The sequence below is a fragment of the Nocardia coffeae genome, from assembly GCF_019890715.1.
Classification (GTDB): domain Bacteria; phylum Actinomycetota; class Actinomycetes; order Mycobacteriales; family Mycobacteriaceae; genus Nocardia; species Nocardia jiangxiensis.
In genome coordinates this window covers 154,698-175,028 of sequence record NZ_JAINZY010000002.1, presented here as the reverse complement: position 1 = coordinate 175,028, position 20,331 = coordinate 154,698, and the positions used below count along the sequence as shown (strand labels likewise).

The window sequence follows — 20,331 nt, the reverse complement described above, 5'->3', positions numbered from 1 at the left end:
GAACGCCAACTTAACCTCAGACAGGCGACCTAGTCAACTATATTATGGTCTTCACTGAGGGGTGGATACAACACGAAGGCTTGCTGGCCGATGGCGGCTACTGAGCAGCGAAGGAGAACGAGAATGCGCGCCTGGCAGTACATGGGCAACCATGCCCCGATTCAGCTCAATGAGGTCCCGGAGCCGACGCCTGGGCCGAACCAGGTGCTCATCGACGTGAAGGCCGCCGGGCTCTGCCATTCCGACATCATGTACATGGGCGAGGGCGACGCGGCGATGCCGTTCCTCCCGATGACACAAGGGCACGAGAACGCGGGGGTGATCGCCGCGGTCGGCGAGGGTGTCACGGGGTTTCAGGTGGGCGACGTGGTCGGCGTCTGCTGTTCCGGCGTGCAACCGCCCATGGGTATGTTCACACCCGGTGGCTTCGCCGACCAGGTCGTCACCGACTACCGCGACCTCGCGCGCGTACCGGCGGGCCTCGACATGTCACTCGCCGCCTTGGCGACGGATGCAGGTATGACGAGCTACCACGCGATGATCAAGGCCGGCGGGGCGACGGTCGGGATGAAGGTCGGGGTCATCGGATTCGGTGGCCTGGGGCAGATCGGCGCCCGCGCCGCCGTCCTCGCCGGCGCCGAGGTGCACATCGCCGAGACGAAGCAGGACGTCTGGCCGATCGCGAAGGCTGCCGGTGTCGTCTCCTGTGTCGAGGACTCCGCCGAATGGGTGACGAATCCGCTCGCCGGGGGCGACTTCGACCTCGTTGTCGACTACGCGGGCTTCGACACCACCCAGAACGCGGTGAATGCGATCAAGCGTGGCGGCAAGGTGATCCAGGTCGGACTCGGCCGGTCGACGTTCACAATCAGGACACACTCGATCCTCGGCAGGACGATCGAAGGCTCGCTCGGCGGCACGGTCTCCGACATCGAAGAGGTCTACGCCCTGATGCTCCAGGGCGAGATCACGCCGGTCTACACCGAGATCCCGTTCGACGGAATCGGCGACGGCCTGGCAAAACTCGCTGCCAACGAGGTCACTGGCCGACTCGTTGCCCGCTTCGGCGACTGACAGCAACTACCGACGCGGGCACTTCCACTCACGGATTTGACGATATCTCCTTTGGGCAAACCCGGGGCGATTCATCACTCCACCAGACGTCCAGCACGACATCGTGGTAGGCGGCAACCACGAGCAGAAAGGAACAAACACGTGCCTACCATCACTACTCCCGACGGCGTGGAGATCTTCTACAAGGACTGGGGTTCCGGCCGGCCGATCGTCTTCAGCCACGGCTGGCCGTTGTCGGCTGACGACTGGGATGCCCAGATGATGTTTTTCCTTCGCCACGGCTACCGCGTGATCGCCCACGACCGCCGCGGGCACGGGCGATCCGCTCAAGTCGGCACCGGGAACGACATGGTCCACTGGGTCGCGGACTTGGCAGCGCTCACAGAGCATCTGGATCTGCGCGACGCTGTACATATCGGTCACTCGACGGGAGGCGGCGAGGTGGCGCGTTACGTCGCTCGCCATCAGGAGCGTGTCGCCAAGGCGGTATTGGTGGCTTCCCTGACGCCCAACATGGTCAAGACCAACGACAATCCGGACGGCCGGCCGCAGGAGTGGTTCGACGCTATTCAGGCTGGGATCCTGGGCAACCGGTCAGAATTCTTCCGCGACGTGCCGGAAGGCCCGTTCTACGGATACAACCGTCCAGACGCGGAGCCGTCCGAAGCGGTCATCGCGAACTGGTGGCGGCAGGGGATGCTCGGCAGCGCCCAGGCCCACTACGAGACCGTCTTCTCCTGGCTGGAGGACTACACCGAGGACCTACAGAGGATCACGGTCCCGGTCCTGGTGATGCATGGAGACGATGACCAGATCGTCCCATTCGGCAGCTCGGTCCCGCGTGCGGTCGAACTCCTCGAGAACGGATCATTGAAGACCTACCCGGGCTTCCCCCACGGCATGCTGACCACGCACGCAGATGTCCTCAACCCGGATCTGCTCGCGTTCATCCAGTCCTGACAGCACCGAACCGGACTGCCGGCGGCGAATGTGCTCAACCGGACCGTCTGCAAGGCCGGGGCTACAATTGTTCGCGCACTTCGGGTAGAAGTTTCGCGCATCAGGTTCCGGTGCGAAGCAGTTGATCCCGCACGAATACTGCGTATCCGATGCGGCTCGGTCGGCGGATGTGGGTTGGGCATGCCGCGAGGATGTGCAGGGAACACAGTCCGGCATCATGGAACGAGGGGCATCGATATGGTGAATGTTGCTTTCGAGAAGGTCCTGGTCACCGGAGCGGGCACCGGGTTCGGATACGAAGCTGCTATGCGATTGGCGGAGAAGGGGTTCGACGTCATCGCGGCGGTCGAAATCTACGCGCAGGTCCAGACGCTGAAGCGGCAGGCGGCCGAGCGAGGAGTCGATCTGCGTGTCGAGAAGCTCGATGTCACGCACGATGGCGACCGCTCCAAGGCCCTCGACTGGGGTGTGCAGATTCTGGTGAACAATGCGGGAATCGGCGAGGGCGGGGCGACGGTCGATATTCCGGCGTGGAATATCCGAAATCAGTTCGAGGTCAACGTCTTCGGGCCGCTTCTGCTCACTCAGGGAATCGCCAAGCAGATGATCGGTCAGGGTGGCGGACGTATCGTGTGGGTCTCGTCTCGGGAAGGGCTGAACGTCAACCCCTTCACCGGTTTGTACTCCGCCTCCAAGCATGCGATCGAGGCAATCGCGGAAACGATGGCGTACGAGCTACAGGAATATGGCATCGAAGTGGCCACGGTCAACCCGGGGCCCTTTCTGACCGGTTTCAACGACCGAATGTTCCAGACCTGGGAGAGCTGGGAGGACGACCCGGCCGGGCGCTTATTCGACTATTCGGCGCTGGCATTCCCTCGGGCGCAGTTCGATCCGGAACCGGTGTATGCGACCTTGACGGCGGTCGCCGCTGGTGAGATCGACCGTTTCCGCAATCTGGAGCCGGCGTCGATGCGGGAGGAGACGATGCATCTCCAGCAAGTTCCCTGGCAGCGCAAGACCACCGATGGTCTCGGGACCAGGCATGAGGCCGTGCAGCGCTCCTATCAGATGCAGCCCGAGACCCCGGTCGAGCCCTGAATAGTCGGAAACAGGCACATTCGGTCTGGACGATCTTTCGCTCACCGATCGATTTCTGACAGGCGACGACAGGGCGGTCTTCGACAATCTGGAGCATCCGTTCGATGTGAAGTTGAATTCAGAGCTGAGGAAGGGATCCGACTCGAAGAAAGAGGAGTACGGGTTGTTCTTCGGATCAGCGGGTCATGCCGCGCTCTACGATTACCCGAGCGCCAAGGGGCTCCAGGCTGTCGGCGAAGACGTCTGGACACGGGGAGGGATTGTCGCCGCTGTATGTCACGGACCTGGAACTCGGACCGAGAGCGTCTTGTTTTCACTTCATCGAGTGATCGACTGCCTCCAAGACGAGCCGGGCGAACTCGTCCGGCCGCTGTTCCGGGAACGGCACCCCGGCATCGGGCACGACATGCACCTTCGCCGACAGCGCCGCGGCGAGCGGTTCCACGCTGGGCATCGACGGGTCGTCCTGCTGCCCGCAGATCACCGTCGCCGGTGCCGTGATCAGCGGCAGCCGCTGCTCCATCAGGAACGCGCGAATCGCGATGTGCCCGTCCTCCGCGCGCTCCAGCACTCGCAGCGCGTCGGCCACGAACGCGGTGAGTGCCGCGTCCTGGCCGGTCTGGTAGAAGTGCCGCCGCCGGTTCCATAGCTCGACGAGGTGGGAACCGTCGGGTTTCGGCTGTACCCAATCGATCGGACGCTTCCAGGGCGCACGCGCGCGCGTCTCCGGGGTGACGAACGGTGTCGCCGACAGCACCAGGCTGCGTACGCGGTCGCGCAGCCGCGCCGCGACCTCGATCGCGATGACCCCGCCGGTGTGGTGGCCGACGAGATGGACCGACTCCAGCCCCAAACCGTCGATCAGGTCCTCGACACCGTCGGCGAACATCTCGATGCTCTGGTCGTCGGCAGGTTTGGCCGAGGCGCCGTATCCGACGGTGTCCATGGCGATCGCGCGGTGGCGGGCACCGAGCAACGGAAGCACGTGTGCGTATTCGGTCCACGAGCGCGGTGTCTGGTGGAGCAGCAGGATCGGCTCGCCCGAGCCACATTCGACGTAGTGCAGCTGGCCGAACCGGCTGGCGAGGTAATGGGCGGTCAGCATGGGAGTTCTCCTGATTCTGCGGGGACGGTGGACGGCTCGAACCGCGCGCCACCGCGCAGCCCAGCCGCAGTTTGTGACGGTCCTGGAGCACGGTGATGTCGCTGAGCGGATCGCCGCACACGATGAGCAGATCCGCGGACGCTGCGGACACGCATGGGTCAGGACCTCTCCGTCGCGAGCGGCGCCTCGGTCACCCGCGGTTGCGCGGAACTCGGCAGCCGCAGGAAGAACCCGGCCACCAGTGAGGCGAGCGCGCACACCGCCAGGTAGCCGGCGATCGCGACCCAGCCGTGGGTGGCAGCGAACAACGACGTGGCGACAGCAGGTGCGATCGCGTTGCCGGCGATCAGGCCGATGGTGAAGCCGATCGACATGCCGGTGAACCGGATGGGCGGCGGGAAGACCCGGGAGAAGTAGGCGGGCACCACGGCGTAGTTGGCCGCGTACCCGACGAAGATCAGCGCGAAGCCCAGCAGCATCAGGCCGTACTGGCGGGTGCTCAGCAGCGCGAACCACGCGAACGGCAGCACGACCAGCGAAGCCGCGCCGAACAGAAAAACACGCCGCAGCCCGACCCTGTCGGCGAGCCGCCCGAACAGCGGCAGGCACACCAGAATCACGACGGTCGCGGGTAACAGCACGCCGAGCATGGCCCGGTTGCCCAGCCCGAGTCCGATCTTGCCGTAGGTCAGCGAGAAGACCGTGGTAATCGTGAAGGAGCTGCCGGCCGCGAGAATAGCCACCGCCAGCAGCAGCACTGTCCTCCAGTGGTCGCGCAGCACCTCGACGATCGGGATCGCTCGCACATCCCCGCGTTGCTTCACCGCGGCGAAGTCGGGCGTCTCCTCGATCGACAACCGCGCGACGAGCCCGACCACCACCAGCACGACGCTCAGCAGGAACGGCACCCGCCAGCCCCACGACAGCATCTGCTGTTCCGGCAGCGCGAACACCAGCAGGAACGCCACGTTGGCCAGCACGAGCCCGGCCGTGGCGCCGGTGTTGACCAGCGCACCCAGCACACCGCCCTTACGTTCGCCGGAGTGCTCGACCGTCATCAGCACCGCGCCGCCGTACTCACCGCCGACCGAGAACCCCTGCAGCAGGCGAGCCACCACGAGTAGCACGGGGGCCGCGACACCGATCTGGGAGTATCCGGGCAGCAGGCCCATCAGCATCGTCGACGCACCCATCAGGATCAGGCTGGTGACCAATGTGGTCTTACGGCCGATCCGGTCGCCGTAGTGCCCGAAGACCAGTGCGCCGACCGGTCGTGCGACGTAGCCGACGGCGAAAGTGGACAGTGACAACAGCGTGCCCACCACCGAGTCGGTTGTCGGAAAGAAAACCTTGCCGAAGATCAGCGACGCGGCCAGGCCGTAGCCGGAGAAGTCGTAGTACTCGATCGTCGTGCCGATCCAGCTGGCAAACACGGCTTTTCGGCGTCGCAGCTGGTCGGACCCGGTCGGGTTGGTCATGGTCTCCTCCGGAGAATGGGCCCGAACCGCCTCGAGCGTAGTCCGGGAAAGACGGCAGCGCGGATGGGGAACAGGCGCGCCAGCTGGGTTGAACCGCGACCGAGAGGCACTCGGTCGGACAATGTCTCGTACTGTGTACCGTTCAACGCACGAAGTCAAGAGTTCGAACAGTCTCGTTACACGGCGTCAACGAATCAGGGCATACGTCAGCCATCCACGCACGTAGCCGAGCGGACGCGCCGTGGATCAGCGGGCGGGGTGGGTCTCCAGGGTGCGCACGACGCTGTCGATGTAGGACTCCAGGCCGTCTGCGAACCGGGCGTCGGAGGCGAGTTCGGCGACTTCGTCGGCGAGGCTCACCAGCAGGGGGAAGTCCTCGATCGGCAGGCCCGCGTAGAAGTGGCTGCGCTGGCGACGCTGCTCCGTACCGCTCTGACCGGCCTCGTGGCCCCACTGTCGCGGGGTTTGGTAGGTAACGAAGCCGATCGCGTAGGTGATCAGGAAGCCGTAGCAGCGAACCGCGACCGGCCCCGGAATACCGGAGTCGACCAACCGCCGCAGGACCGCCTCCATCGCACCGCGCAGCGCCGTGCGGCTGTCGGTGACACGAGTTGCCAGCAACCGGACCGCACTCGGATGCTCGCGCATCATCTCGAGAAAGGCGTAGCCGACCGCCCGAAGCGCAGCGGCCGGCCCGGCGTCGGTACCGCCGGGCAGTTTCATCCGACCCAGCACGTGGTCGGCCATCCCGTCGAGGATCTCGTCCTTGCTGCGGAAATAGCTGTAGAGCGTCATGGTCCCGATGCCGAGATCGGCTGCCAGCCGTCGCACGGTGAGCCGGTCCAGATCGGCCTCGGCGTCGGCGATACGCAGCGCCGCTTCGATGATCCGCTCCGGGGTGAGCTGGCTGTCCCGCTTGTGCTGCCGAGCCATTGATCTCCTCGAGGTCATGTCGGCGCGATCGTACCGGACAGCGTTCCGTACAACGTCCACGTCCCAGCCTTCCCAAACCTGTGGTCATGACGTACCGTACTTAGTACGACAACAACGGGAGGTCGCGATTGAGCGTCGACACCAGTGGCGTGCTGGAGCTGCAAGTCATTGCCCTGCGCCAGGAATCGGACGGCGTGCTGTCCGTCGAACTCGCCGATCCGGGCCGGCGGTTGCTGCCGGCCTGGGAGCCGGGGGCGCATATCGACCTGGGCCTGCCGGATTCCATGCGCCAGTACTCGCTGATCGGCGACCCCGCGCAGCGGCACATCTATCGCATCGCCGTACTGCGGGAACCGGATTCGTCGGGCGGCTCGCGCTACGTGCACGAGCTGCTGCGACCAGGTGAGCTGGTCGAGGTAGGCGGGCCACGCAACCACTTTCGGCTGGCGGATGCCCGTCGCTACCTGCTCATCGCGGGTGGTATCGGCATCACGCCGCTGCTGCCGATGATCCAGCGCCTGGAGGCCGATGGCCAGGACTGGCGGCTGCTCTACGGCGGCCGGTCCCGCCGCTCGATGGCGTTCCTGCCGACCCTGGCCGCTTACGGCGAGAAGGTGGCGATCCAGCCGTTCGACGAGGTCGGTCACCTCGACCTGGCTGCCGCCTTGGGCGAGCCGGTCGAAGACACGGCGGTCTACTGCTGCGGGCCTGCCGGGCTGATCGACGCGGTCGAGCAACGCTGCGTGGACTGGCCACCAGGCACGCTGCACGTTGAACGGTTCTCGGCCCAGCCCCGGTCGGACGAAGACCTGCAGGACTTCGAACTCGTTCTGGCGCGCCGCGATCGCCGGCTGTCCGTGCCAGCGGAGTCCTCCGCCCTCGACGTCCTCGAAGCAGCCGGCGTGCCGGTCGCGAGCGCGTGCCGGGACGGCGTGTGCGGCAGTTGCGAAACCCGCGTGCTCGGCGGTGTGCCCCTGCACCGCGACTCACTCACCGAACCCGGACGCACCGACGTGATGATGCCGTGCGTGTCCCGGGCCCGAACCCCCGAACTCGTCCTCGACCTATGACTGGAGAATCCGTGAGCGAAACCGCCCACCCGACCGAGGACCTCGCGCCCCGCCGCCCTCCGCGGTCACGCACCCCGGGCCGCTCCGCGCCGCCCGAGCCCGGCCCGCCGGTACAGGACGGGGCGGACTGGTCGGTCTGGCCCACCTACGACAAGGCCGCGCTCGGCTTCCGCGACTACTGGTACCCGACCGTGTGGGCCCACCAGGTCGCTCGCAAACCGGTGCCGGTCACCGTGGCCGGCGAGCGGATCGCACTGGTTCGCGAAGGCGGCCGGGTGTACGGGCTACACGACCGCTGCCCGCACCGGGGAGTGCCGTTGTCGCTGGGGCGGCGACAGTTCCCCGGCACACTCAGCTGCACCTACCACGGCTGGACCTTCGATGTGGAAACCGGACGGCTCAACGCCGTCATCACCGACGGACCGGACAGCCCGATCTGCGGCAAGCTCGCCGTGGCGACCTACCCGGTCGAAGAGCGCCTCGGGCTGCTCTGGGTCTATGTCGGCGATCTCGGCCCGGGCGAGCAACCGCCGCCGGTCGAGCGTGACATCCCAGCCGAACTCACACAGAACGCGCTGGTGCTCGGCGGGCGAACCGACATCCGCAGTGGCAACTGGCGGTTCGCCGCCGAGAACGGCTTCGACGAGGGGCACGCGAAATACCTGCACAACACGGCGCTGTGGCGGCTGTTCAAGGTGATGCCGACGTGGAACGAGACGCGGGTCATCGAGCGGGACGGCTGGCTGATCCGGGTGCAGGACGCGGTGCACTGGGATGCCCAGTTTCCCGGCGTCGGCACGTTCACCAACAAGCGCTGGTGGAAACGCGTCCCGCTACCGGACCATCCGGGTAAGAACGGTGACGCGAATCCGGTGATCGCCGCGCTGGACCTGCCCGGCTTCGTCTCGATCCGGATGCCAGGCCTCCTGCGGGTGGCCTATCCACAGTTCATCCACTACGAGTGGTACGTGCCGGTCGACGCCGACCATGTCCGCTATGTGCAGCTGATGGTGTCGTTCGAGACCGGGGCAGCCGCACTGGCGTTCAAGGCGAAGTACCTGGCCGCGTTCCGCTGGCTCTTCCACGGGCAGTTCACCAGCCAGGACGCCTGGATGGTCGACGTCAGCGACGCACCGCCGGAACGGTTGTACCGGCCCGATCTGTCCATCACGGCCTGGCGTCGGCACATCGAGGCAGCCGCGCCCGTCGTCCAGCCCACCGAACGCCGTGTCGGGCACTGAGCCGGCGCACCGCTGGGTCGGTGCCACGAGCGGACCCGTGACCGTCGTGCTGCACGGCGGTGGACCCGGCTGTCACTCCACCGCGGACTTCGCCGCGGTGCTGGCACTGCGCCCGCAACGCCGGTGGCTGTGTGTGGACCTGCCCGGTTACGGCGACTCCCCCGCCGATCCGGGAACGAGCCGGGCCAACGCCTTGGCTGGTGTGCTGGAGAGGCTCGGGCTCACCCGGGTCGGCATCCTGGCACAGTCACTGGGCGGGACCGTGGCGTTGCGGCTCGCCGCCGAGCAACCCGGGCGAATCGGCCGGATCATGCTGATCGGCAGCCAGCCGACGCCCGGCACCCGACTCGGCGCCCAGGCGCGGGCCGAGTACTACGGCGGTGACGGCCCGAGTCCGGAGAAGATGCGGGCATTGATGGCCTCGCTCGAATGGCACGACCCGGCCGGTATCCCGGACGCCACCGTGGACGCCCGTTACCGGGCGAGCATCACGCCGATGGCGCGCATCCCCGCCGGCGCAGAGGATCTGACCGGCGTTCTATCCACTGTGGATACTCCGACGCTGGTCGTCTGGGGCCGGCACGACCCGTTCGCCGGACCCGAATACGCCGCGACACTCGCCGACACACTGCCGCGCGGAGACCTCGCCGTCATCGGCCGCACCGCGCACCACCCCCAGGCCGAGCGCCCAGAGCTGGTCGCCGCGCTCGCCGACACCTTCCTCACCGACAGGAGCCGCTGACCATGGCTTTCCGCATCGCCGCACCGGCCCTGCTCAGCGTGCTCGGCGCCGTCCTCTGGCGAACGGGCCTGCTCGCCCGGCTGGGCCGCAAGACCACAGTCCGCTCCGTCCGGCCCGGTGCACGATGAACGAGCAGCAACGAGCGTGGGTCGACGCCGCGTGGCAGCTCATCGACGAGGCCCGGCTCACCGAACTCGTGGTGGGGATGGTCGACATCCCGAGCCCGACCGGTGAGGAGGCCCCGCTGGCCCGCTGGCTCAGCGACACCATCGCCAGCAGTGGACTCGAAGCGCACTACCAGGCGATCGACGACCGCCAGGCCAACGCGCTGGGACTGCTGCGCGGCGACGGCACCGGCGAGGACCTGCTGCTGTACGCGCCCATCGACACCCTCACCGTCGGCGATCCGGACGAGGACGTGCCCTGGGTCGGCCCCGAGCTGCGGCCGGACCTGGAGCCTCGCGCCCGCGTCGAGGGGCATCACGTGCTCGGGCTCGGCGCCAGCAACCCCAAAGGACATGCCGCCGCGGTGGTCGTGGCCGCGGAGGCGATCGCGAACGCCGGCATCCCGTTGCGCGGAGACCTACTCGTCGGGCTCGGCGCCGGCGGGATGCCGACCAACGGCCGCCTCACCCGCGGCCTGACTCGACACAACACCGGGCAGGGCGTGGGCTGCTCGTTCATGCTCGAGCAAGGCTGGTGGGCCGACCACGCGCTGATCGCCAAACCCGGCTGGGCGGTGGCGTGGGAGGAGGTCGGACTGTGCTGGTTCGAGGTCCGGGTCCATGGCACCTACACCTACGTCGGCAGCCGGCACCGCATGCCCTACCGCAACGCCATCGCGCACGCGGCCACCGTGATCGAGGCCCTCGAACGCTGGTTCCCTGAATACGCCGCCCGGCACACCGACGGGCTGGTCGCGCCGCAGGGCGTCGTGTCCTCCGTCGAGGGCGGCTGGCCTCGAATGGCAGCGGTGACACCAGCGCTGTGCCGGTTACGGATCGACCTGCGCACCAGCCCGCGCACGACACCCGCCCAGGTGCGCCGCGAGTTCGGGGCGGCGATCGAGGCGATCCTGGCCAACCATCCCGAGTTCGAGCTGGACTGGGACATGGTGCTCGCCATCCCGGGCACCAGCACCCCGGAGGACGTGCCGGTCGTCACCGCCGCCAAGGCGGCCTGGGAGGAGCTCGCCGGCCGTCCCCACGAGCCGATTCTGGCCAACAGCGGCGCCACCGACGCCAACATCCTGCGTAACCGTGGGATCCCGACCGCGCGAATCGGCATGGACCGTATCGGACCCGCCGCTCCCTTACCGCTGGACTTCCCGGCCGGGATGAACGTCGTCGACATCCGCGAAGCCACCCGGCTGACCCGGGCCATCGTGCACGCCGCGATCACGCTGTGCACCCGTGAACGGAGCGCGGTATGAGCGAATTCGTCCTCGGAGTGGGCGCGTCACACAGCACCCTGATGAACACCCACTGGGCCGAAGTGGACCACCTGCCCGCCGCGCACCGCTTCCGCGATGGCCTCGCCGAGGCCCGCGACGCGCTGGCGGCGACCCGGCCCGACGCTGTGATCGTGCTCGGCTCCAACCATTTCCGGGGCATGTTCCTGGACCTGGTGCCCGCCTTCACCATCGGCGTCGCCGAAGTGCTCGGCGCCGGCGAGGCGGGCACCCCGGCAGGCCCGCTGCCGGTGGACACCGCGCTGGCCCGCAAGATCGTGGACGGCCTGGTGACCGACGGATTCGACCCGGCCTTCTCGCTCCGGCTGACCGTCGACCACGGGATCACCCACTCCCTGCAGCACCTGCTGCCCGCGCTCGACGTGCCAGTGGTGCCGATCGTGATCAACATGTTCGCGCCGCCTCTGCCGTCCCTGCGCCGCTGCCACGACCTCGGCACCGCGATCGCCTCAGCCGTGCGCGGTGACGGCGCGGGCAAACGGGTCGCGGTGATCGCCTCCGGCGGTCTGTCACACCGGCTGCCCTGGCCGAAATGGTTCGCCGCGATGTCCGACGACGATCGGTTCCTCGTCCAGGCGTGGCTCAACGGGCGCGAGTCGTGGAGCGAGTACGAGGTACGACGTCGGCAGATCATCCGGGCCGCCGAGCCGGACATCAACAGCGACTTCGACGAATGGTTCCTGCGGCTGCTCGAAACCGGCGACCTGTCCCCGATCCTCGACTGGCCCGCAGCCCGGCTCGAAGACGAAGCCGGCAACGGTGCCCAGGAACTGCGCGCCTGGATCGCGATGGCCGCCGCACTGGGCGTCCCCGCGCGCACTCTCGCCTACGGCGCGGTCCCGGACTGGCTGACCGGAATGGGCGTCAGCCTGCTCACCCCCAACTCAAAGGAGATCATTTCATGACCATCTGGTCCGACCTGACCGGCACATCCTTCGAGGTGTCCTACGCACCGGTCGACGGCACACCGACCCGGGCGCTGCGCGCCGGAGAGGGCGAGGCGGTGGTGATGCTGCACGGCACCAGCGGCCACCTCGAAGCCTTCGTCCGCAACGTCCCCGCGTTCTCCGCACAGTTCGCAGTGCACGCCCTCGACATGCTCGGCCACGGCTACACCGCCAATCCAGGCGGCGATCTGCGGATCCCGCGATACGTCCAGCATGTGCTCGACTACCTCGACAGCCGCGGAATCGAGCAGGCCCACTTCGTCGGCGAATCCCTCGGCGGCTGGGTGGCCGCCCGCCTGGCCGCCGACCATCCCGACCGTGTCGGACGGCTAGTGCTCGTCGCCCCTGGCGGGACCGTGGCCAACCCGAAGGTCATGGACCGGATCCGCACCAGCACCAAGGCCGCGGTCACCAGCACCGACCGCGACCTGACACGCCAACGGCTCGAACTGCTCATGCACGACCCCGCGAACGTGTCCGACGAGCTGGTCGACATCCGGCACGACATCTACCACCGCCCCGAGTTCGTCGCCGGTATCGACCACCTGCTCTGCCTGCAACACATGGACAACCGCAGGGAAGATCTGCTCACCGCCGAGCAGATGGCCCGGATCAGCGCACCCACGCTGATCGTCTGGGGTGCGCAGAACCCCTTCGGTGACGTGCCGGAGGCACACCGAATGCATGAGTCGATTCCCGATTCGGCACTGGAGATCTTCCCGAACTGCGGGCACTGGCCACAGCACGAGCACGCCGCGCAGTTCAACGAACTCGCGCTGAAGTTCCTGGCATGAGGGTCGGGCTGCGCATCCCGCCGTGCGCTCCGACCGGGCAGATCGCAGAACTCGCCCGGCACGCCGAGGACGCCGGTTTCGACGAGGTCTGGTTCCCCGATTCGCAACTGCTGTGGCGCGACGTGTTCGCCGTCGCCGCCGCAGCGGCCGCCGCCACGTCGCGGGTGACACTCGGGACGGCCGTGACCAATTTCGTCACCCGGCACCCGGCCGTCGTCGCGTCGGCGGCACGCACGGTCGCGGAACTCGCCCCCGGCCGGTTCCTGCTCGGAGTCGGTGTCGGTGACAGCGCCGTGGGCCCGGTCGGGTTGCGGCAGTCCACCGGAGCAGAACTGCGCGCAGGCATGGCAGTCGTGCGCGATCTACTGGGCGGCGATCCCGTGGACTTCGGCACGGTCCGGTCCCGGCTGCGGGACCCCAGTCCGGTCGAGATCCACCTCGCCGCCAGCGGCCCACGCAACCTGCGCCTGGCCGGCGAACTCGCCGATGGAGCGATCCTGCTCTCAGGTGTCGCCCCGGCACCACTGGCCGCCGCCATAACCAAGGTGCGGGAGGGCGCGGGCAGTCGCGACGTACGCATCACCGTCTCCGCGTATTGCCGGGTCACCGACGATGTGCCGCGGGCCGCGCGCGAACTCAAGCCGATCTGTGCACGCATCGCGCAGAACGGCGGCGCACCGTTCCTCGCGCTCGCCGGAGTACACGTCGACGTGCCGAGTCACCTGCCCGGCGTCTATCCCGACCTGGTGCACGCCGAAGACTGGAATGCCGCGGTCCAGGCCTGCGACCCATACGTGAGTGACGAGGCGGCAACCACGTTCGCACGCGAGTTCTGCCTCTACGGCACAGCGGAACAGATCGCCGAGCGGCTGGCAACCGTGCGCGAAGCCGGCGCCCACGCGGTGTTCCTTCAGCACGTCGGGTCCTACGACCTGCCACACACGCTGATGACCGACATCGGCACGCAGGTGCTCCCGATATTGCGCACGAGGGCGGACGTCGCATGACGGTCCTCGGTGAGATCGCCGCCCGCGCTCGCGACGTCGCCCAGCACGCTGATCGCGCGACGCTCGTCGCGGCCGGATGGCATGTGCTGGACACGATGGCCTGCGTGTTCTCGGGGGCCACTCATCCGCTGACGGAGCGGTGGCTGCCATTACTGCCGCCCGGTCCCGCCGACGGCTTCGTGGCCGCGGGCGTGCCCGGCCGGTGGAGCCTCGCGACCACGGTGGAGATCGAGTCGACCCTGGCGCACCTCGACGAGTTCGACCCGCTGCACGGCCCCGCCGCGATCGCTCCCGGCGCGGTCGTCGTTCCGGCGGCACTTCAGGTCGGCGCCGCGCAGCAGGCCGATGACACGCAGATCGCTCGTGCTGTCGTCGCCGGCTACGAGGCCGTCATCGAGGCCTCGCTGCGGTTCGGCGGGGCGAACCTCTACCAGGCCGGCTGGTGGCCCACCGCGCTGTTCGGCGCGCTCGGCTCCGCAGCCGCGACGGCCACTCTGCTCGACCTCGATCAGCGCACCACAACGACCGCGCTGGGCATCGCAGCCTCGCCGCTCGGCGGCCTTCTCTCCCACGACGACCTGGGCGACGCCCACTATCTGCTCTGCGGTCGCGCGGCCGCACACGGGATGTGGGCCGCCCATGCTGCCCGCGCCGGGATCACCGCCAGTGCCACTCTCCTCGACCAGCCTGCCGCACTGGGACCAGCCGCGTCGTCCACATCGGACGCGAGCGCACACATCACCGCCACCGGCTTCAAGAAGTGGCCGTGCGCCCGACCCCTGCATGCCGCACTCGCCGCGCTCGCCGCCACCGGGGTATCGCCGAAGGACGGTGACAGCATCGAAATCGCCCTGCCGACGCCCACGCTACGTTTCGTGACCAACCAGCGCGAGCCCGCCAGCCCGGTCGAAGCAGCGGCCAGCGCCACCGTCGTCATGGCAGGCGCCAGCGCCGGCCGCGCCGACGACCCTGGTTGGTACCGCGACATCGCCGCACGACGCGTACCCCTACCCGACATCACCGTCCACCTGCGCTCAGACCCCACCCTCGACACGCATTTCCCCGCACGCTGGGGTGCCGAAGTGACCGTCCACTCAGGCGGCACCACCCGCCGTAACACCATGCTCGTCGCCCCCGGCGACCCAGACCGACCGCTGTCCGACGAGGAACTGATCAGCAAAGCCGCCCACCTCGGCCTACCGGACGCATCCAGCCAAGATCGAATCCGGCTGAGCCTCGATCCACGTATGGCACGAACATTGAAAGAAGTGCGGTAGGCAAGGGTCCGTCGCGGCTGCCGGTCGGCGTAGCGATCGCTGCTTCAATCCGACGGTCGGTGGGTCGAGTTCCGTCATCGTATTCGTCTCTCTCATGTTCGGCCGAATGTTCTTGTCGCGCTTGCGAGTGCCGCAGCCGGGCCGCGTGCACGAGGGTTGCTTCGGTGGATGTCTTTCGTGGAGCCGGAGACCGCGAGTCGCATCGGAGCCGTCGGGAGCGATGAGCCCGTTGACATGGTCCTCGGGCGTGTGGGGTGATCGCGGCAAGCGGCGAAGCTGCTTTCCGGTCCGTTCACGCGGCAGGCTGCGGGCACCAGGTGCCGTCGAGTGCGACACCGGCGGCGGCCGCGATTCGGTCGCGCGAAGCGAGCAGGCGGCCGCGCAGTCCGGGCAGATCCACCCCCACCAGAGCGCCGGCGCGTTTCACCACGCGCCCGGCCACCAGGACGGTGTCGATCAAGCCGGGGTGCCCGGCGGCGACGATGGTGCCGGCGGGGTTGTTGCACGGGAACACGGTCAGGTCGTCGGTCCGCAGCAAGATCACGTCGGCATCCTTGCCGGGCGTGAGACTGCCGGTCCGGGCGGCGAGCCCGCACGCTCGGGCCCCGTCAACGGTGGCGAACTCGAGCAGGTCCCGTGATCGAAGGCCGCCGTCGCGACCGCGCTGCACCACGAAGGCGGTGCGCATGGTGGCGAACATGTCGCCACCAGCGGCCGGAGAGTCGTCGGTGGATAGTGTGTGAGATCAGGAGAATCGGCCTGTGTCGACACTGCTGCGCCGGTACTCCCCGAGTTCGCGTATGTGACGCTGCCGCATCAACAACGCTCGCAACCGGAACTGGTTGCGGGCGTGGCTTTCTCGGCGTCCGGCGGCTAGCTTCGAGCGCCCCTGGTAGCGATGTGACCTTTCGCCCAGGATCAACTCGACCAGGGGCTCGGCGGTGTAAACGAGCCGATCCCCAGTATTTGATGGACATCCCACTCGATGACCTCGATGCGGACCGGATCGGCTCGAGCCAGTGGGTCGGCGTCGGCCAGGGCGACCGCATCCTCCCTCGACGGCACGCGCAGCACGTAGATGCTGGCGGTACGGTCCGAGTCGGGTCCGGAGATCAGCACTGTGCCGCGCCGATGTTGTTCGCGCATCCATGCGAGGTGCTCGGTGATGCGCACCTGGTCATCAATCGGCGAGGCATGGCGGCGGATGACGAGATAGAAGTTCACGATGGCTCCCGCTCGGGTGGTGCGCGCCGACCTACATCCACCCGCCGGAGGCGTCCATGGTGGCACCAGTGACGTATGAGGCTTCCGGTGAAAGCAAAAAGGCTGCAATGCAAGCGATTTCGTCGGGCTCGGCCAGTCGGCCGATGGCGTTCATCGATGCGACGATCGTGTCGCTGGAAACGCCACGCAGCGCTGGCGGGGTGTAGCGGGCACCGACTTCGGCGGCCATGTCGGTGGCTGTGCCTCCGGGCGCGATCGCGTTGACAGCGATGCCGCGTTCGGCCAGTTCCGGTGCCAGGTTGAGCACCATTGCCGAGACCGCCGCCTTGCTGGCGGCATACAAAGTGTGCTGGTAAACGCCGATACGCGCACTGATCGAGGAGGTCAACAAGATCCGGCCGCCGCTGCTCATCGCCGCCGCCGCTGCCTGAGTGACAAACAGCTGCCCGGCCACGTTGATGCGAAACACCCTGTCGAAATCGGCCGCCGTGATCGACTCCAGCGGCCCGAAGTGTTCCACGCCGGCGTTGCTGGCCACGATATCCAGCCCGCCGAACTCGGCGACAACCTGAGACACCAGCATCTTCGTCTGCGCGGGATCGCCGACATCTGCACGAAGGGCTACCGCCTGATGGCCCGTGTCAGTCAGTTCGGCCACCAGCGCGTCAGCCGAGGACGCGTTCGCGACATAATTCACCGCCACTGCCGCGCCCTCGGCGGCCAGTCGCCGCGCGATCGCCGCCCCGATGCCGCGGCTGCCTCCGGTGACCAGTGCCCGCTTACCGGTAAGCGGCGCCTTTTCAGTCATGATCGTCCTGCCTTTCCGCGTCGTTGGAATCGATAAAGTCCCGGAGGCCGGGGGAAACGGGGCTGACGCCGCCACTGCTTTCCTACTCTTTGTTGCCGGACTGAGCAGCAGTTCGGAAGAAGCTTCGGATGACACCAAATCGGGTAATGCCCGGCGGGAACCACAACTATATCCGCGATCCGCTCGGGCTGCGCCAGTCGATCCTCAGTGACCGGCGACGATTATCTGCTGGTGTCCACGATCACGGCCGCGCCACCCACCCCGGAAGCGGGAATAGCACAGACCCGGAACAAGAGCAGTCGCCCCTCGTATGCGTGGAGCCAGCTGTAGAATTTTTATTCTGGTTCAGCTGACAAAACCTGCTGCGACTGGCGGGTATACGTCCCGGGGCATTGTTTGCCGGGAGGATCGACTAACGGAATATGGGAGTCGTATTCCACCGCGACCGGCGATTGCACCGGCGAATCGATCGCAGTGTGTGAACAAGTGTGTTCGCGGGCACTGACACAACCACAACGAAGTCACCGATCACTGCGGGCACGCACCTAGGGGTCGAAGCAACAGGGAGGCGAGCAATGGCGAGTGAATTGTCTGGAGTCTCGGCGTTGGTGACCGGCGGTACAAGTGGGATCGGTCGAGCGGCGGCAGTGGAACTGGCACGGTTGGGGGCGCGTGTGGCCGTGTCAGGCCGTGATCAGCAACGCGGCAAGGGGGTGGTCGAGGAGATTGGCAACGCTGGCGAGAGCGCGGTGTTCATCGCCGCAGACCTGCGCGACGCGGCGTCGGCACGGACACTCGCCGGACGTGCGGTCGAACAGCTCGGCCGGGTCGACGTCCTTATCAACAACGCCGGTATCTTTCCGTACGGCCCGACCGAGCAGATGACGGAGGCAGATTTCGACGGGGTGTTCGGACTCAACGTCAAAGTGCCGTACTTCCTGGTCGCCGAGCTGGCGCCGAAAATGGCCGAACGCGGCGGTGGCGCGATCATCAATATCACCACGATGGTCGCCGAGTTCGGGACGGTCGACGAAGGTCTCTATGGTGCCAGCAAGGCGGCCTTGGCGTTGCTGACCAAGTCGTGGGCAGCCGAATACGGTCCGCGCGGGGTACGGGTCAACGCCGTCAGCCCTGGACCGACGCGCACCGGAGGCACCGCAGCGTGGGGTGAGGCATTGGACCAGCTGGCCGCACAGGGGCCGGCCGGACGGCCCGGAACCCCTGAAGAGATCGCCGCGGCCATCGCTTTTCTGGCCGGTGACCGCGCCGGTTTCATACACGGTGCCGTATTACCGGTCGATGGCGGGCGAACCGCCGTGTGAGCGCCGCAGGATCCCGGCGGTTCTTTCAAGGCCGGGACGGCGTCGAGTTCTTCGAGTTACCGCTCGAACTGTCGGTGCTCTTCCAAAACCGGGCCGGGCGCGCTCGTGGAAGAAGATCGGCCAGTTGATGGTTTGCCATGCTCTCGGTGCGGTGGCTTGGCAGTGTGTCGGTTTTGGCGTCTCGGAGTTGGTAGCTGTTGAGCAGCCATGCCTGTTTTCGAGCGCGTCGATGAGCCGGTGCAGGAGGTCGGCGGTCGGGCGGCCGTCGGGCACCGCGTCCACACGTCGAAAAGCTAACGGGAGTCGCCGCTTCGGGACGCCGGTGACGGTTCGGGGAGTACGGCGTCGACGATCTCGCCGAGTTCTCGCCGCGTCGGCGGCTCCCCGGTGAGTAGCACCTGTTGGATGATCAGCGCCGGTCCGATGCGCGCGTTCAGCGATGGGAGGGCGCTCACGTCGAACTCGCCGCCGGTTTCGACGCCCCGCAGGATGGAGTCGATCATCTGTATCCGTGGGGCGATCAACTTCTCGGCATACATGGCTCGCAGTTCCGGTTCACGCAGGATCTGGCCGAGAATATCGAGCCCCGGAAACGTTGCTCTACCTGCCATGACCTCGCCGATTGCGGTGAGCACGGACAACAGATTCTGCCGGCTCGAGTGCTCGGCACTCGGCTCGGGCAGCGGGGGCAGCACGTGCAGCAAAGCTGCCAGCACCAATGCCTGCTTGGTGGGCCAGCGCCGATACAGTGCCGCCTTGCCCGTCCGGGCACGAGCCGCGATCGCCTCCATGGCGAGTCGGCCATACCCGACGTCGGCCAGCTCAGCCAGCGTCGCGGCATACAGGGCGTGCTCGAGTTGCTCACCCCGTCGGCGACCGCGTGTGACCCCATCCTTGTTCGACACCTGACAATAGTAGCCGCTTGCGTTCCTTATTTTCCAGGCATACGCTGAGAGTGATAGTGAACGGATACGTCTACAAAGTGGTGATGTCATGCAGTTGACGGGCAACACGATCCTGGTGACCGGCGGCGGCAACGGAATCGGCCGCGGTCTGGCCACCGCGCTGCACCGAATGGGTAACCGGGTAGTCATCGCGGGGCGACGCCGAGCGCCGTTGGAGGCAGTCACGGGCGCGAACCCGGGCATGCGGTATCTGCAGTTGGATCAGGGTGACCCCGAGGACGTCCGGCGATTCACCGCGGAGGTCACCGACCGCTTTCCGGGCCTCGATGTCGTGATCAACAACGCGGGTATCTCGCACGTCGAGGATCTGGCCACAGGTGATACCGAAACGGCGCAGGCGATCGTGGAGGTCAATCTCCTGGGGCCGATCCGCCTGACCTCGGAATTGTTGCCCACACTGATGAGCCGGCCGCGCGCTGCGATTCTCAACGTCACCTCCGGGCTGGCGTTCGTGCCGAACGCGAGCATGCCGACATATTGCGCGACCAAGGCCGCGCTGCACTCCTACACCCAGTCGCTGCGTTTCCAGTTGCGCGACACCGCGGTTCAGGTGATCGAAATCATCCCGCCACGGGTGCGAACCGAGCTCGCGGACGGGCTGGACCTCGACCCCGACACGATGATGCCGCTGAATTCCTATGTCGCCGAGACGATGTCGCTGTTGCAGGCGCAGCCGCAGGCGACCGAAATCGTGGTGGAGCGGGTGAAACCGCAATGGCTGGCCACGCGCGGTGAAACCTACGACCGGTTCTACGCCGCCTATAACACCGCGCTCTGAGGCGCACGGCATCGATCGCACTCTGTGAAAGGCA

The 20,331-nt window shown here is 67.2% G+C and carries 20 protein-coding genes and 1 pseudogene; 14 read left to right on the top strand and 7 right to left on the bottom strand.

Going from position 1 to position 20,331, the window contains the following annotated elements:
* Nucleotides 1–123: 123 nt before the first annotated feature.
* The 3 genes from K7711_RS09905 to K7711_RS09895 all read left to right on the top strand — a co-directional run bounded on the left by K7711_RS09905 (nucleotide 124) and on the right by K7711_RS09895 (nucleotide 3,135).
* Complete coding sequence (locus tag K7711_RS09905) at nucleotides 124–1,074, top strand: zinc-binding dehydrogenase (RefSeq protein ID WP_222967276.1); 951 nt, start codon at nucleotides 124–126, stop codon at nucleotides 1,072–1,074.
* A gap of 141 nt (nucleotides 1,075–1,215) precedes the next feature.
* Entirely contained in the window at nucleotides 1,216–2,034 is an 819-nt protein-coding gene (locus K7711_RS09900) for an alpha/beta fold hydrolase (RefSeq protein ID WP_222967275.1), read from the top strand.
* A 30-nt stretch (nucleotides 2,035–2,064) separates the two neighbouring features.
* Nucleotides 2,065–3,135, top strand: a complete 1,071-nt coding sequence (locus K7711_RS09895; protein WP_308014613.1) for an SDR family oxidoreductase — start codon at nucleotides 2,065–2,067, stop codon at nucleotides 3,133–3,135.
* A 313-nt stretch (nucleotides 3,136–3,448) separates the two neighbouring features.
* On the opposite strand, the gene K7711_RS09890 is transcribed toward K7711_RS09895, so the two are convergent.
* From K7711_RS09890 to K7711_RS09880, 3 genes are all read right to left on the bottom strand, one after another.
* Entirely contained in the window at nucleotides 3,449–4,240 is a 792-nt protein-coding gene (locus tag K7711_RS09890) for an alpha/beta fold hydrolase (protein WP_222967273.1), read from the bottom strand.
* Nucleotides 4,241–4,398: 158 nt separating this feature from the next.
* Nucleotides 4,399–5,718 (bottom strand): MFS transporter, encoded by a 1,320-nt coding sequence (locus K7711_RS09885; protein ID WP_222967271.1) that lies wholly within the window; start codon nucleotides 5,716–5,718, stop codon nucleotides 4,399–4,401.
* A gap of 246 nt (nucleotides 5,719–5,964) precedes the next feature.
* Nucleotides 5,965–6,651 (bottom strand): TetR/AcrR family transcriptional regulator, encoded by a 687-nt coding sequence (locus tag K7711_RS09880; protein WP_222967269.1) that lies wholly within the window; start codon nucleotides 6,649–6,651, stop codon nucleotides 5,965–5,967.
* 128 nt (nucleotides 6,652–6,779) lie between these two features.
* On the opposite strand from K7711_RS09880, the gene K7711_RS09875 reads away from it, so the two are divergent.
* Genes K7711_RS09875 through K7711_RS09840 form a run of 9 tightly spaced genes read left to right on the top strand, consistent with a single transcriptional unit; the run spans nucleotide 6,780 to nucleotide 15,200 of the window.
* Nucleotides 6,780–7,721 carry a PDR/VanB family oxidoreductase gene (locus tag K7711_RS09875; protein ID WP_222967267.1) on the top strand — a complete coding sequence of 314 codons (942 nt, stop codon included), beginning with the start codon at nucleotides 6,780–6,782 and terminating at the stop codon, nucleotides 7,719–7,721.
* Between the two features lie 11 nt (nucleotides 7,722–7,732).
* Nucleotides 7,733–8,962 (top strand): Rieske 2Fe-2S domain-containing protein, encoded by a 1,230-nt coding sequence (locus K7711_RS09870; protein WP_308014611.1) that lies wholly within the window; start codon nucleotides 7,733–7,735, stop codon nucleotides 8,960–8,962.
* A 37-nt stretch (nucleotides 8,963–8,999) separates the two neighbouring features.
* Nucleotides 9,000–9,704 (top strand): alpha/beta fold hydrolase, encoded by a 705-nt coding sequence (locus K7711_RS09865; RefSeq protein ID WP_222967262.1) that lies wholly within the window; start codon nucleotides 9,000–9,002, stop codon nucleotides 9,702–9,704.
* Between the two features lie 2 nt (nucleotides 9,705–9,706).
* Complete coding sequence (locus K7711_RS48375) at nucleotides 9,707–9,832, top strand: hypothetical protein (protein WP_268929204.1); 126 nt, start codon at nucleotides 9,707–9,709, stop codon at nucleotides 9,830–9,832.
* Complete coding sequence (locus K7711_RS09860) at nucleotides 9,829–11,136, top strand: M20 family metallopeptidase (protein ID WP_222967260.1); 1,308 nt, start codon at nucleotides 9,829–9,831, stop codon at nucleotides 11,134–11,136. Before K7711_RS48375 ends, K7711_RS09860 begins: the two co-directional genes overlap by 4 nt.
* The gene (locus K7711_RS09855; RefSeq protein ID WP_222967258.1) at nucleotides 11,133–12,080 is read left to right on the top strand and encodes a DODA-type extradiol aromatic ring-opening family dioxygenase; all 948 of its coding nucleotides are present in this window, start codon (nucleotides 11,133–11,135) and stop codon (nucleotides 12,078–12,080) included. The genes K7711_RS09860 and K7711_RS09855 overlap by 4 nt, the downstream gene beginning before the upstream one ends.
* The gene (locus K7711_RS09850; RefSeq protein ID WP_222967249.1) at nucleotides 12,077–12,916 is read left to right on the top strand and encodes an alpha/beta fold hydrolase; all 840 of its coding nucleotides are present in this window, start codon (nucleotides 12,077–12,079) and stop codon (nucleotides 12,914–12,916) included. The genes K7711_RS09855 and K7711_RS09850 overlap by 4 nt, the downstream gene beginning before the upstream one ends.
* On the top strand, nucleotides 12,913–13,923 hold the full coding sequence (locus K7711_RS09845) for an LLM class flavin-dependent oxidoreductase (RefSeq protein ID WP_222967248.1): 1,011 nt from the start codon (nucleotides 12,913–12,915) through the stop codon (nucleotides 13,921–13,923). The genes K7711_RS09850 and K7711_RS09845 overlap by 4 nt, the downstream gene beginning before the upstream one ends.
* Nucleotides 13,920–15,200 (top strand): MmgE/PrpD family protein, encoded by a 1,281-nt coding sequence (locus K7711_RS09840; protein ID WP_222967246.1) that lies wholly within the window; start codon nucleotides 13,920–13,922, stop codon nucleotides 15,198–15,200. The genes K7711_RS09845 and K7711_RS09840 overlap by 4 nt, the downstream gene beginning before the upstream one ends.
* A gap of 292 nt (nucleotides 15,201–15,492) precedes the next feature.
* Here the strand turns inward: K7711_RS09840 and K7711_RS09835 are convergent.
* The 3 genes and pseudogenes from K7711_RS09835 to K7711_RS09825 form a co-directional block, all read right to left on the bottom strand.
* Nucleotides 15,493–15,924, bottom strand: a pseudogene (locus tag K7711_RS09835) (amidohydrolase family protein); the annotation flags it as partial.
* 194 nt (nucleotides 15,925–16,118) lie between these two features.
* Nucleotides 16,119–16,424, bottom strand: coding sequence for a YciI family protein (locus K7711_RS48370; protein WP_222967242.1), 306 nt, complete (start codon nucleotides 16,422–16,424; stop codon nucleotides 16,119–16,121).
* 31 nt (nucleotides 16,425–16,455) lie between these two features.
* Nucleotides 16,456–17,232: an SDR family NAD(P)-dependent oxidoreductase gene (locus K7711_RS09825; RefSeq protein ID WP_222967240.1), complete on the bottom strand. Its 777-nt coding sequence runs from the start codon at nucleotides 17,230–17,232 to the stop codon at nucleotides 16,456–16,458.
* A 575-nt stretch (nucleotides 17,233–17,807) separates the two neighbouring features.
* Between K7711_RS09825 and K7711_RS09820 the strand changes: the two genes are divergently transcribed.
* Complete coding sequence (locus tag K7711_RS09820; RefSeq protein WP_222969205.1) at nucleotides 17,808–18,554, top strand: SDR family NAD(P)-dependent oxidoreductase; 747 nt, start codon at nucleotides 17,808–17,810, stop codon at nucleotides 18,552–18,554.
* 293 nt (nucleotides 18,555–18,847) lie between these two features.
* Here K7711_RS09820 and K7711_RS09815 read toward each other — a convergent pair whose 3' ends face one another.
* Nucleotides 18,848–19,459, bottom strand: coding sequence for a TetR/AcrR family transcriptional regulator (locus tag K7711_RS09815; RefSeq protein ID WP_308014609.1), 612 nt, complete (start codon nucleotides 19,457–19,459; stop codon nucleotides 18,848–18,850).
* A gap of 88 nt (nucleotides 19,460–19,547) precedes the next feature.
* On the opposite strand from K7711_RS09815, the gene K7711_RS09810 reads away from it, so the two are divergent.
* Nucleotides 19,548–20,297, top strand: a complete 750-nt coding sequence (locus K7711_RS09810; RefSeq protein ID WP_222967236.1) for an SDR family oxidoreductase — start codon at nucleotides 19,548–19,550, stop codon at nucleotides 20,295–20,297.
* Nucleotides 20,298–20,331 lie beyond the last annotated feature (34 nt).